Origin of the sequence: Clostridium muellerianum (assembly GCF_012926525.1) — a bacterium.
GTDB classification, from domain to species: domain Bacteria; phylum Bacillota; class Clostridia; order Clostridiales; family Clostridiaceae; genus Clostridium_AM; species Clostridium_AM muellerianum.
In genome coordinates this window covers 23,220-36,871 of record NZ_JABBNI010000024.1, presented here as the reverse complement: position 1 = coordinate 36,871, position 13,652 = coordinate 23,220, and the positions used below count along the sequence as shown (strand labels likewise).

Sequence of the window (13,652 nt, the reverse complement as noted above, 5' to 3'; positions counted from 1 at the left end):
TATTTAATTAGCCAATTTTATAATTATATGAATATTAGCATTATACATTTTTTCTAAAAAACAATAACATGTTATAAAAAACTTCATATTATATTTTAAAGATATAATGTGAAGTTAATCATATTATTATTTTGACAAATGTTGTTAATGTAGAATACATCAAGGAGATTCCTTGTAATGAATAAGAAAGGAGTTTTTTATGAACACTTTACTTCCTGCAAATTTAATTCCTAAATTTCAAAATCAATTATTGATACCACCTGTTTACAAACCCACTATAGTTATAGATCCTAATACTGGAAAAGTATTAAGTCATAATTATGTGATTTCTATAAGAGCATTTAGGCAACAACTTCTACCTAAAAAATTTCCACAAACTACTGTATGGGGATATAGTGGAACTGTCATAGATCCTTTATCTGGTTCAACTATCAATAACTTTTACAGTTCACCTGGCCCCACTTTTCAAGCTGAACGCAATATCCCAATTAACGTTCAGTGGATTAATGCTATTAAAACACCGCATCTACTACCAGTAGATCCAACTTTATGCTGGGCAGATCCTAATGGATTAGGAATGGTATTACCTCAAGCAGTTCCACCATTTCCACCAGGATTACCAAAAGCACAAATGCCTGTACCAATAGTTACTCACATTCATGGAGGTGAAAACAGTTCTATTTTTGATGGACATCCTAATGCTTGGTTTACTGCTGAAGAAAAAAAAATAGGCTCTGCATTTATAACTTCGGTTTATAACTATCCAAACAAGCAACCTTCAGCTACATTATGGTATCACGATCATGCTATGGGTATAACCAGACTTAACGTATTAATGGGTCTTGCCGGCTTTTATATTATAAAAGATCCTAAAAATAAATTAGATTATAGCGAATCTATACTGCCAAGTAAAAAATATGATATACCAATTGTAATTCAAGATAGATCTTTTAATAAAGATGGATCCTTTAACTTTCCTACAAAAGGTATAAATCCAGGTATACATCCATATTGGATGCCAGAATTTTTTGGAAACACCATCATGGTAAATGGACGAGTATGGCCAAATTTAAATGTAGAAAAACGTCAATATCGCTTTAGATTATTAAATGGGTCCAATGCAAGATTTTACAAATTAAAATTTTCTAATAATATACCATTTATGCAAATTTCTAGTGATGGAGGATATTTGGCTCATGCTGTAAAACTTAGCTCGCTAACTTTAGCTCCTGGCGAAAGGGCTGATATTCTTGTAGATTTTTCTAACGAGCATTCTAAAAGTAAAATAATTCTTCAAAATTACGCAAATGCACCTTATCCAATGGGAGATGCACCAGATCCTAATACTACTGGACAAATTATGCAATTTACTATAAAAAACTCTCATTCTGAAACCCCTAATAAATTACCTAAAACTTTGAATAAAATTACTAAATTAAAAGTAGATTCTAAAAAAAGAATTTTAGTATTGTTTGAAGTTCAAGGACCAAATGGTCCCAAAGAAGTTTTACTAAATGGTCAAAAATGGTCCGCACCTGTTTCCGAATTACCAAGAATAGGTTCAACAGAAGAATGGGAATTTGTTAACCTTACACAAGATGCTCACCCTATGCATCTACATCTGATACAATTTCAAGTTTACAATCGTCAAGCCTTTAAAGTTAAAGAATATACAAATGACTGGATTGCTCTTAATGGAAATCCTCCATTAAATCATCCTACAAAGCGTTTATCCGTAAAACCATATCTTATAGGGAATCCTATAAATCCTGATTCTAATGAAGAAGGTTGGAAAGATACTGTTAGAGCAAATCCAGGAGAAGTTACAAGAATAAAAGTCCGTTTTGCTCCACAGGACATAGATCCTAAATTAACTTCTCCAGGAAAAAACTTTTATTCATTTAATCCTGAAATAGGTCCAGGTTATGTATGGCATTGTCATATACTTGATCATGAAGATAATGAAATGATGAGACCTTACAAAATAATTTTATAAATTATAATACTAATCATTAAAAGCTGTTTAGCTTTTACAATATAAGCATAATGTGACGTAAGTAACCGAAGAAACGTTAAGCTGTATTACGTCTGATATATGTTGTGCAGGAACACTCGCTTCATTTAAGAAGTTCTAATGCCTGAGATATTAAAAAATGCCTACCTCCTCAAATGTGACCTCCTGTCACTTTCGGAGCTTTTGCCGTCCTGGCAAAAATCACGTCATTTTTTAATATCTCAAGCATAAGAACTTCTAAAATTTGCTCGAATGTTCCTGCACAACATATATCAGTCTTCATACAGCTTAACGTTTCTTCTTACTTCAGTCTACATATATACTATTATCCCTATTATATTAAAAGCGCAGCTTTCATAATAATTATTTTTCATTTATATATTTTAAGTTAGTTATTCTAATCACAACTTAAGGCGTAGCCTGTAAGTAGTAGGTTTATTTCCAATTTTAAATCTATGTGTTATATAGTGTTTTGTTTGATTTTTTTTAATTTTCACAATTATATTATACTAAAATGAATATTTTTGATTTATTTTTCTATCTTGAAGGCTTCCGCCTGAATTTTTAAGAGCTAAATTATAAAATTATCAATATTGATATGTACAACTGAAATTACTAGTTTTGATTTTAACTTTTACGTAGGGATATAGGATAAGCGTTTACTCACATTAGCTAAATTGTTTTCTTATTAGTCTTAGCGAGAAGTTAAGGAAAGCCTTAGAACTTTAGCCTTGTTTGAGGGAACCGAGTTTGGCAAAGTTCTTAGGTTTTCCTTAACTTTGAGCTTTAGACTAATTGAAAACATTTAGCAGTGAGTAAACGCTTATCCTATATCACATAGTAAAAGTTAAAATCAAAACTTTCACTACACTTTACTTCGCAATATTTTTATATTATTACTTATCTGAAATAACAATTTCTACAGGACAATGATCTGATCCCATAACTTCTGTATGAATATCTGCACTAATTAGCCTTTTCTTTAAGCAATCTGAAACACAAAAATAATCTATACGCCAACCAGCATTATTCTTTCTAGCATTAAATCTGTATGACCACCATGAATATGTACCTTCCTTATCTGGATTAAAATATCTATATGTGTCAATAAAACCTGATTCTAAAAATTCAGTAAATTTTTCTCTTTCTTCATCTGTAAACCCAGCATTTTTTCTATTTGTTTTAGGATTTTTAAGATCTATTTCCTTGTGAGCTACATTTAAATCTCCACACATAATTACAGGTTTATTTTTCTCTAAAGACTTCAAATAGCATCTAAAATCATCTTCCCATTTCATCCTATATTCTAGTCTAGCTAACTGATCTTTAGAATTTGGTGTATAGACTGTTACCATATAAAAATTATCAAATTCTAAAGTAATAACTCTTCCTTCTTTATCATGTTCTTCTATACCAATTCCATATTTAAAACTTAAAGGTTTATTTTTTGTAAATATAGCTGTACCTGAATATCCTTTTCGTTCAGCATAATTCCAATACTGATAATACCCGTCTAATTGTAATTCTATTTGCCCTTCCTGCAATTTACTTTCTTGAATACAAAATATATCTGCATTTACTTCTTTAAAATAATCCAAGAATCCCTTAGTGACACATGCTCTAATTCCATTTACATTCCATGATATTAATTTCAAAACTCACACCTCCAATATTATATTTTACAATAAATCAAGAAATTTATCATTACAATAACATATAAACTAGTTAATTAACAATATAAAAAATACAACATAAGTGCTAAAGAAGGAAATGCAAACGTTGATCTTTGAAAGTGGAATAATATAATATTAAAAATTTCTATACTTTTTATATTACCGTGAAAATATACAGAAAAAGTGTTATAATTTCAATATCAATTAAGGTGCAGTTGTAGAATTACATGAAATAAAGACTGGATTAAGCGGAGGATGAAAATTATATATAATGAGTAACTATAAAGAAATACATTTAAACGACATAAATTGGAAAGAAAAACTAATCAATTTAACTAATTATGAAGAGAATTTTGTTTTTCCTATTAAATATAATGGCAAATTTACTAATCTAATATTAACTCCAACTTTAATAATAAGTGGTTTTAATGAAAAAAAAGAAACTATAGTAAAAAATACTCTTAGTTTTATTTCAGAAAATTTTAATAGTATTTATGAAAATATGTTAAAGACCTTAGTTAAAACTTTTAAAAATTGGGACATATATGATAATGATAATAAAGAGGATTATTACGTTAAGACAGAAGAAGACTTAGATAAAATGCGTTATGATGGTAATTTCATTGATACAATAATAATTAATTGTAATGAATTAGAAAATGAATTTGCTTATTATTCCTTTAAATTTCAATTTAATTACTGCCGATTCGGTTATGATGATGGAGCAGAAGTTGTTATGTATAAAGATAAAGTTATATTTTGGGCTGATGGAAATAGTATGGAATATATATATACTTTCAGAGATATATTAGAAGCAAATAACTCAATTTAAATCTATACTTAATGTTATTTTCTATACTAAAACACTATATTATTCAAAATTGAATTATACAGTGTTTTTTGTATCACAATATAAGCATATTTCGACGCAAAGGTGCAGTGGCAGTTTGGATTTTAACTTTTACTCCATGATATATGGTGTATAAAAGCTTTTGAGTGAATTTAGGAGCTCTTATGTCTAAAATTTAAAAAATCTCGTAATTTGAATCAGAACGATTCAAGCCGCGAAAGTCCCAGGACGGGACATTTGAGCGGGTAGAGATTTTTTGAATTTTAGACATTAGAGCTCCTTAATAAACGGTCAGCTTTTATACACCATATATTCAATGTGGACTCCAGCTAAAAAGTTGTGTTGCAATATTTTTATATTATGATAAAACTCATAAGCAAATTATAATACATATTTCACCAACTATTTCTTTTAATATTAGTATACCTTATCTACATTATATCCTTCTTCATTTAGAGCCTTAACTATCTCTTCAATATGTTCATGTCCATTTGTTTCTACTGTTACTTCTAAAACTACATGTCTCAATCTGTCAATAGCCTTAAATTGATTATGATCTAATTCTATTACATTAGCTCCTTTATCGGCTAAAATCTTAGATATCTTAACTAATTGTCCTGGTGTATCTTGAAGTTTAACTGAGAAGCAGAAGATTCTTCCCCTAGAAAGCAATCCATGATTAAGCATTGATGCTATTGTTACTACATCTATATTTCCTCCACTTATTAAAGAAACTACTTTTTTGCCCTTAAAATTTAATCTCTTTAAAGCAGCTAAAGACATTACTCCTGTTGCTTCTGCTACAAGCTTGTGTTTTTCTAGAAGAATAAATACTGCTTCCATAAGCTCGTGATCACTTACTGTAACAATATCATCTACATATTTCTTTACAATTTCAAATGTAACATCTCCTGGTTGTTTTACTGCTGCTCCATCTGCGATTGTATCTATTGTATCTGCAAAAGTTAACTTTCCAGTATTAAAGGATATCTGCATAGGATTTGCTTTTTCCCCTTGAACACCTATTACCTTAACATTAGGGTTGATAGCCTTGGCGGCTACAGATATACCACTTATTAATCCACCACCACCAATTGGTACTAATATAACATCTACATCCTTTAATTCTTCCATAATTTCAAGAGCAATTGTCCCCTGTCCTGCTGCTACATCCACATCATTAAAAGGATGAACAAAGGTGTATCCATTTTCTTTCTCTAATCTCTTAGCTTCTTCATAAGCTTCATCATAAACTTTTCCCTTTAAAACAACATTTGCTCCATAGTTTTTAGTAGCTTGTACTTTTATTAGTGGAGTAGTTTCTGGCATAACTATTGTTGCCTGAATTCCAAGCTTATTTGCGGCATATGCAACTCCCTGTGCGTGATTTCCCGCAGATGATGCTATAAGCCCCCTTTTTTTCTGTTCCTCGGTTAACTTACCTACCTTGTTTAATGCTCCTCTTAATTTAAAAGCTCCAGTAATCTGAAGATTTTCTGGTTTTATATAAACCTCGTTTCCACTTTCGCGACTAAACTCAGAACTATATATCAATTTTGTATTTACACATATATTCTTTATTCTTTCTCTAGCCTCTTTCACATCACCTAATGTTAGATATTCTTTATTTGCTGCTAAATTTTCCTTCATATTTATTGCCCCCTTCTATTTACTCTTATCTTTTGTTTCTAACTTATTGTGTTTTGCCCCAATTTTCTAAAAGTAATCCTCCTTATCTTATTTTTTAATTAGTCTTTAACTTTATATGTAATTTTCTTAAAAAACTTATTAAGTTAGATATCACTATAATTTAAAGCGTTATAACTATATCTCGATACAGTTAAAAAGTTAATACATATTACTTTAATATGGCTCAGAAGTAATTTAAATATTATTTTATAAAACAAATTATTTATAATAAAAAAATCTTTCATCCTTAAAAACATAATTTTCTTATGCTTTTAAGGACGAAAGATTGAACTTCCGTGGTACCACCTAATTTGCAATTAGATATACTAACTGCCACTTCTTATCAGGTCAACTTTAAATACTGTAACTAAATAAACTTATTATTTATAGTGAACCTTAACCATATATCGCTGGTAAACGTCTTTATCTACTTAACAAAAGTCTTTCAATTTAGAAGCTCCGGAGTGATCATTATATATTCACATTAACACTAACTTCCACCTACCGTTAGCTCTCTTTTGTTAACATATCGAATACCTTTTTCTCCATCTCTGCCCTACATATTAAATTTATAAATTGCTAACTTGTTAATAAGTATATTTTAATTTTGATAAATTGTCAATAGACTTTTTAACTTAATTCTTCAATTCTAATTACATTTTTAACTTTATCCACCATTCCTAAGTTCTTTATTTCTTTTAAAGATTTATCAATATTTTCTTCTAACGTTTCATGAGTAACAAGAACTAAAGATACAAAATCCTCTTTTTTAGGTTTCTGTATAAATGATAAAATACTGACTTCATTTTTTCCAAGTATAGTTGCTATCTTTCCTAGAACTCCCGGCATATCCTTTACTGTAATTCTTAAATAGTACTGAGATTTAATTTCACCTGAATTCGCTATTTCTCTGTTATTATATTGTACATCAGAAGCATTTAACCCTTCTCTGTCATTTCTTAAAACAGATATAATATCAGAAACTACAGCACTTCCTGTTGGAAGTTCTCCTGCTCCTCTTCCACAAAGCATTAAGTCTCCTACTGCATTTCCCTTGATAAGAATTGCATTAAAGGAATCATTAACATTAGCTAAAGTATGAATTGCAGGAATCATTGTTGGATGCACTCTAACTTCTAATTTTCCATTTACATCTTTAACTATAGCTAAAAGCTTTATAACATATCCCAATTCTTTAGCATATTCTATATCCTTAGGTCTCACCTTAGTTATGCCCTCTACATATATATCATCTACATTTACCTTTGTTTCAAAGGCTAAAGTAGTCAAAATAGCTAATTTATAAACTGCATCATAACCTTCTACATCAGAAGTTGGATCTGCCTCAGCATAACCTTTTTGTTGTGCCTCTTTAAGCGCACTTTCAAAATCCATTCCTTCCAAAGTCATTTTAGTTAATATATAATTTGTAGTTCCATTTATGATTCCTACAACTTCTTGTATCTTATTTGCTGTTAAACTTTCATTTATACTATTTATTACAGGAATTCCACCAGCTACACTAGCCTCAAAGTTTATAATAACCCCCATGTCACGAGCCTCTTTGAAAATCTGCTCTCCATTAGTTGCTATAAGTAATTTATTGGCAGTAACAATGTGTTTCTTTCTTCTTATAGCATTTAATATATAATCCTTAGCAGGTTCTACTCCACCTATAACCTCTACTACAATTTTTATACTATCATCATTAAATATTTCATCTACATTAGTGGTTAGAATTTCATCTGGTACTCCTACTCCTCTGTTTTTTCCTGTATTCCTTACCAGTATTTTTGCAATTTCTATATCATAGCCTGCTCTTTTCATTATAGTTTCTCTATTGTTTTTTAATATATTCCAAACACCTTTTCCTACATTTCCTAAACCTAATAACGCAATTCTAACCTTTTCCATGATTATTACTCCTCTCATTTCCACAAACTAATTTACAAAAGCTTTATATATTGATCTAAGACCTTTTTCAAAATCATCATTTTCAACACCTACAGTAATATTTATTTCACTTGATCCTTGATTTATCATTCTAATATTTACATCTCCCTTAGCAAGACCACTAAACACCTTTGACGATATTCCTTTTGTTCTATTCATTCCTCTACCTACAGTGGCTATAAGTGCCATATTAGGATAAACATCTATAGAATCTGGATTACACTGTCTTTTTATATCCTCTAATATATCATCTAACTTATCTTCAAGCTGCATATCCTCTATTACTAGTGAAACTGAATCTATTCCTGACGGCATATTTTCAAAAGATACTCCATTACCTTCTAATATAGAAAGAAGTTTTCTACAAAAACCCTGTTCTGAATTCATAAGCATTTTTTGTACAGCTATAACTGTAAAACCTTTTTTACCTGCTACGCCTGTAATAGTTCCAGTATTATTTACAGGCTTATCATCATCTACAATTAGAGTTCCCTTATCTTCTGGTTTATTAGTGTTTCTTATATTTATAGGAATACATACGTCTCTAATTGGAAATATACTTTCTTCATGAAGTACCTTCGCTCCCATATAAGAGAGTTCTCTTAATTCTTTATAAGTTATAACTTCTATTGGTTTAGCATTCTCAACTATATTAGGATCTGCCATTAAAAATCCTGAAACATCCGTCCAATTTTCATAAAGCTTTGCATGTGCACATCTTGAAATTATAGCTCCTGTAACATCAGAGCCTCCTCTTGTAAAAGTTTTTATGTTTCCATCAGGCATTGCCCCATAAAAGCCTGGTATAACTGCCCTTTCTATATTTGCCATTCTTTCCTTAAATGCTTTCTCTGTAGCTTCTAAATCCAAAGTTCTATGCTTCTTAAAATGTATAACTTCTGCTGCATCTACAAATTCATATCCAAGATAATCTGCTAAAATTAATCCATTTAAATATTCTCCTCTGCTTGCTGTATAATCTGCTGAAGCTCCTTGTCCTATTTTTCCTTTTATTTCATCCAAATGCTTTTTTATATCTATATTAACTTCCAATTCCCCTGCTAAAGTAACATACCTCTCTTCTATAAGTTTAAAAACATCTTCAAAGGATATACTATTTTGTGCATGTGCATGACACAAATATAAAAGATCTGTTATCTTATAATCCTTTTTAAATCTTTTTCCCGGCGCTGAAGGTATAACATATATTCTTTTATCATCATTTAAAACTATATTTTTTACTTTTTTAAACTGCTCACTGTCTGCAAGTGAACTTCCTCCAAATTTTGCTACAACTATATTATTCATTATTAGCCCCCCGTTTATTTCAATTAAAAATTAACAATTGACAGTGAACATTCGTTACTGTTAAACAATCATCTACTTTAATCATTTTTTCCATGAAAGGAGAAAAATTTTCCTTAACTGTTCATTGTCAATTTAGCTACATTTAGTTAATGCTGCCTCCCTATTTACAATAACCCCTTCATTCTCTATTTTAAGTTCTTTAACTGACCACTTGCCTTTCAAGACATTCAAAAACTTCTGAATGTTTTGAACGAACTCATTATCTTCTTCCTTAAGCATAACCATAATTGTTGGACCTGCCCCACTTAAAAATACGCCCAAACAATCAAGTTTTTCACACTGCTCTTTTACAGAGTAAAAATTTTCTATAAGCTGTGCTCTATAATCTTCATGTAGCTTGTCCTTACATGCAAATTTAAGCAAATGAAAATCCCCATTATTTAAAGCGCTTATCAAAAGTGCAGTTCTTCCTATATTATAAATTCCTTGATTATAATTCAGAAATTTAGGTAACACCGCTCTCGCTTTTTCTGTAGATAATGTAAAATTAGGTATAAGTGCACAAAACTTAATTCCTTCTTTTATATTTACCTTATTATAAACAACTTCCTCACCTTCAGATATAGAAACAGTCATACCTCCACAAAATGCCGGATTTATATTATCAGGATGTCCTTCAACTTCCACTGCCAGATCTAAAAGCTGCTGATCGTTTAAAACTCTTCCTGCTAATTCATTAGCACAAACAACTCCTCCTAGTACACAAGCAGCACTACTACCAAGGCCCCTTGATACAGGTATTTGGCTTTCTATTTTTATCTTCAAGCCTGTAGGCTTATAACCTATTTTTTCAAAACATTTTTTCATAGCCCTATATATTAAATTATCTTCACTTTTAAATTTATCATCACAGCCTTCAATAATAAGACCTTCTTCAATTTCTTCTACGATAAATTTATTATACATATTAACTGCTATTCCAAGGCAATCAAATCCAGGACCCATATTGGCACTTGTAGCAGGTACTCTAACTTCTACCATAAATATCACCTACATCCTTAAAAATTTTTTAATAACTTCCCTCATTTCGTACTTTTCACAATTTACACTATGACGAATTTCTTTTTTATCTAGTCTGCATATACCTTTTGGTATTTCAAGTTTCATTTCCTTTGATAAACTTTGTATCATTTCAAATTCAGAAGCACTTTCATCTGCAAAATTTAATACTTCATTTATGCTCTTTGGAAACTTAAATGGACTTGCTGTTGAAGCTATTACTGTAACACTTTCATCCCCTGTATTCTGCTTATATTTTTCATAAACCTCGTAAGCTACTGCAGTATGCGTATCTACAATATAGTTAGATGTTTCATAAATTCTTTTAACTGCTGCAAGAGTTTCTTGCTCTGTAGCAAAATCTCCATATAGGACTTTTAAATTTTCCTTCATAAGCTTTGTTATTTCATAATTACCTTCTTCTTTAAGCTGTTTCATAAATATATTTATAAGTTCTTCATTTCTGTCGCTTATTTCATATAAAAATCTTTCTAAGTTACTGGATATTAAAATATCCATTGAAGGAGAATTAGTTACAGAAAAATCTCTTTTTCTATTGTAAATCCCTGTATTTATAAAGTCTGTAAGAACTTTATTCTCGTTAGATGCGCAAATGAACTTTCCTATATTAACACCCATTTGCTTAGCATAAAAAGCTGCTAATATATTTCCAAAGTTCCCTGTAGGAACAACTACATTTATGCTTTCTCCATCTTTAATCTTTTTATTTTTTAATAAACTTACATAGGAATAAACATAATAAACTATTTGAGGTACGAGTCTTCCTATATTTATAGAATTTGCAGAAGAAAACATATATCCCTTTTCATCTAAATCTCCATTAAATTCTCTATCTGAAAATATATCCTTAACTCCACTTTGAGCATCGTCAAAATTCCCTTCTATACCTACCACAAAGGTGTTTTCACCTTCTTGGGTGATCATTTGTCTTCTCTGAATTTCACTTACACCATGTTCTGGATAAAAAACTATAATTTTTGTTCCATCTACATCATGAAATCCTTCCAAAGCTGCCTTCCCGGTATCGCCTGATGTGGCTGTAAGTATAACTATTTCCTTTTCTACACCTAACTTCTTAGCTGCTGTTTTTAAAAGATGTGGTAATACACTCAATGCCATATCTTTAAATGCTAGTGTACTTCCATGATAAAGTTCTAAAAAATATGCTCCTGACTTGTACACTAATGGTGCTATTTGAGAATTTTGAAATTTTTCATCATAAGCTCTATCTATACAATCTTTAAGTTCATCATCACTAAAATCATCAAAATATTTTTTCATAATATATAATGCAAGTTCCTGATAACTCATATTCCCTAATTCTTCAAAAGATTTGGTTATCTTAGGAAACTTGTCTGGTATATATAATCCACCGTCTTCGGCTATTCCTTTTATTATTGCTTCTGATGCTTTTACAACTTTTCCTTTTCCCCTAGTGCTTTTGTATAACATTTATTAGCCCCCTTTTAAGTTAACTTTTTTGCATTTTAAGTCTATGTATTTTAGCTATGTTATATATAATATATTGTTTGTCTGGAAAAAGCAAGTGTTTTTTTGCCACGTACATACCTTGTGTATTTGTTTAATCTAAAACCTTTACAATTCAAGTATTTGCCATCACTCTGTATAATCTTTCTTAGATAAAAGTATTTTTATTGTAAAAACTTTACATTGCAAATAGTAAAACACCTTTTCGTAGATCCTTCAAACACCATTTATTAAATTATTTAAATTGCAGCATAATTCCTAAATCTATCTTTAATGAAAGCTTGCATTACTAGACAAAAGTTTCACATTTAAAACAAGCTATCAATGTAAATTAATACATAGATAGCTTATATTTATACTATTTATAATATTTAAAACTTAACCTATTAAATCAATTATAAAAGTGATTTATCTGGAGTTATAATTATTTTTACGTGTTTCTTCTTTTCCGGTCCAGTTAATGCACCAAATCCTTCTTCTACTATATCATCTAACAATACTTTCTTTGTAATATATCCCTCTGCTTTTACTCTTCCATCACTCATTTGTGCAATTGTTGCTGGAAATTCGTGTCTATAAGCTAAAGTTCCTACTACTTTCTTTTCTGAAAATACTAAAACATTAGGATTAAAGCTTATATCTCCTTCCCAAATACTTGTTATTACCAAAGTACCTTCAAACTTTATACTATCGAGTCCAATATCAAATCCTACTTTAGCACCTGTAGTTTCAAATGCTGCATCAACACCAACCCCATCTGTAAGCTTTCTAACTTCTTCAGCTATGTTAACTTCATTTGGATCAAGTACTACATCTGCACCAGCTCTTTTAGCATACTCCTGTCTTACTGATTTTCTTTGTAAAACAATTACAAGCTTTGCTCCAGCTGCCTTTAAACATTCTATAGTAGCTAACCCTATTGGACCTGATCCTAAAACTAATGCAGTATCTCCAGTTTTAAAATTAGCTACCCTTATTGAATGAAGTGCCACTGCCATAGGTTCTATTAATGCTGCTTGTTCATAGGACATATTGTCAGGAATCTTATGAACAAATTCTTCTGGAAATACAGTATATTCTGCAAATCCTCCACCACTTCCACAAAGTCCATGAAAACCTAATGATGAGCAAAGATTGTATTTTCCTTCTCTGCATGCTGCACATTTACCACAAGCAACAATTGGTTCAACTGCTACTCTATCCCCAACATTAAATTTTGTTATACCTTCACCTATTTCTACTACTTCACCTGAAAATTCATGGCCTAAAACCACAGGTGCTGTGTTACCGCTTAATGGATGAGGTTGTCCTACTGGAATAAATATAGGTCCTCCTAAATACTCATGTAAATCTGAACCACAAATTCCACACCATTTAACTTTAATTTTCACAGATCCTTTTACTACCTTTGGCTCTTCAATTTCTTCAACTCTAACATCCTTTTTATTGTACCATAATGCTGCTTTCATAATTATACCTCCAAAGTTTAATATATTTGTTAATTCATTCACACACTTGTATATTAAGCAAACATTATGCCAAAATAAAAAAAGCTTATAAAAAAGGCTCTTTTTACTTTATGTGTGTCAATACGATA

9 protein-coding genes are annotated in these 13,652 nt (G+C 30.4%); 2 read left to right on the top strand and 7 right to left on the bottom strand.

Annotated elements, in window-relative coordinates:
• Positions 1 to 199 precede the first annotated feature (199 nt).
• The gene (locus HBE96_RS12955; RefSeq protein WP_169298164.1) at positions 200 to 1,996 is read left to right on the top strand and encodes a multicopper oxidase family protein; all 1,797 of its coding nucleotides are present in this window, start codon (positions 200 to 202) and stop codon (positions 1,994 to 1,996) included.
• Between the two features lie 914 nt (positions 1,997 to 2,910).
• Here the strand turns inward: HBE96_RS12955 and HBE96_RS12950 are convergent.
• Positions 2,911 to 3,669 carry an exodeoxyribonuclease III gene (locus HBE96_RS12950; protein ID WP_169298163.1) on the bottom strand — a complete coding sequence of 253 codons (759 nt, stop codon included), beginning with the start codon at positions 3,667 to 3,669 and terminating at the stop codon, positions 2,911 to 2,913.
• Between the two features lie 289 nt (positions 3,670 to 3,958).
• On the opposite strand from HBE96_RS12950, the gene HBE96_RS12945 reads away from it, so the two are divergent.
• Positions 3,959 to 4,519, top strand: coding sequence for a hypothetical protein (locus tag HBE96_RS12945; RefSeq protein WP_169298162.1), 561 nt, complete (start codon positions 3,959 to 3,961; stop codon positions 4,517 to 4,519).
• A gap of 435 nt (positions 4,520 to 4,954) precedes the next feature.
• Here the strand turns inward: HBE96_RS12945 and ilvA are convergent, their stop codons facing one another.
• The 6 genes from ilvA to HBE96_RS12915 all read right to left on the bottom strand — a co-directional run bounded on the left by ilvA (position 4,955) and on the right by HBE96_RS12915 (position 13,524).
• Positions 4,955 to 6,187, bottom strand: a complete 1,233-nt coding sequence (ilvA, locus tag HBE96_RS12940; protein ID WP_169298161.1) for a threonine ammonia-lyase — start codon at positions 6,185 to 6,187, stop codon at positions 4,955 to 4,957.
• Between the two features lie 669 nt (positions 6,188 to 6,856).
• Positions 6,857 to 8,140 carry a homoserine dehydrogenase gene (locus HBE96_RS12935; RefSeq protein WP_169298160.1) on the bottom strand — a complete coding sequence of 428 codons (1,284 nt, stop codon included), beginning with the start codon at positions 8,138 to 8,140 and terminating at the stop codon, positions 6,857 to 6,859.
• Positions 8,141 to 8,167: 27 nt separating this feature from the next.
• Positions 8,168 to 9,487 carry an aspartate kinase gene (locus HBE96_RS12930; protein WP_169298159.1) on the bottom strand — a complete coding sequence of 440 codons (1,320 nt, stop codon included), beginning with the start codon at positions 9,485 to 9,487 and terminating at the stop codon, positions 8,168 to 8,170.
• Positions 9,488 to 9,619: 132 nt separating this feature from the next.
• Positions 9,620 to 10,528, bottom strand: a complete 909-nt coding sequence (gene thrB / locus HBE96_RS12925) for a homoserine kinase (RefSeq protein WP_169298158.1) — start codon at positions 10,526 to 10,528, stop codon at positions 9,620 to 9,622.
• A gap of 9 nt (positions 10,529 to 10,537) precedes the next feature.
• Positions 10,538 to 12,019, bottom strand: a complete 1,482-nt coding sequence (gene thrC, locus HBE96_RS12920; protein WP_169298157.1) for a threonine synthase — start codon at positions 12,017 to 12,019, stop codon at positions 10,538 to 10,540.
• 431 nt (positions 12,020 to 12,450) lie between these two features.
• A complete protein-coding gene (locus HBE96_RS12915) occupies positions 12,451 to 13,524 on the bottom strand; it encodes a 2,3-butanediol dehydrogenase (RefSeq protein ID WP_169298156.1) in 1,074 nt (357 codons plus the stop codon).
• Positions 13,525 to 13,652: the final 128 nt, after the last annotated feature.

Excerpts from the sequence above, each read along its gene's own strand:
- HBE96_RS12915 (WP_169298156.1), bottom strand. The coding sequence starts at position 13,524 with ATGAAAGCAGCATTATGGTACAATAAAAAGGATGTTAGAGTTGAAGAA.
- HBE96_RS12955 (WP_169298164.1), top strand. The coding sequence starts at position 200 with ATGAACACTTTACTTCCTGCAAATTTAATTCCTAAATTTCAAAATCAA.
- thrC (WP_169298157.1), bottom strand. The coding sequence starts at position 12,019 with ATGTTATACAAAAGCACTAGGGGAAAAGGAAAAGTTGTAAAAGCATCA.
- thrB (WP_169298158.1), bottom strand. The coding sequence starts at position 10,528 with ATGGTAGAAGTTAGAGTACCTGCTACAAGTGCCAATATGGGTCCTGGA.
- HBE96_RS12935 (WP_169298160.1), bottom strand. The coding sequence starts at position 8,140 with ATGGAAAAGGTTAGAATTGCGTTATTAGGTTTAGGAAATGTAGGAAAA.
- ilvA (WP_169298161.1), bottom strand. The coding sequence starts at position 6,187 with ATGAAGGAAAATTTAGCAGCAAATAAAGAATATCTAACATTAGGTGAT.
- HBE96_RS12945 (WP_169298162.1), top strand. The coding sequence starts at position 3,959 with ATGAGTAACTATAAAGAAATACATTTAAACGACATAAATTGGAAAGAA.
- HBE96_RS12930 (WP_169298159.1), bottom strand. The coding sequence starts at position 9,487 with ATGAATAATATAGTTGTAGCAAAATTTGGAGGAAGTTCACTTGCAGAC.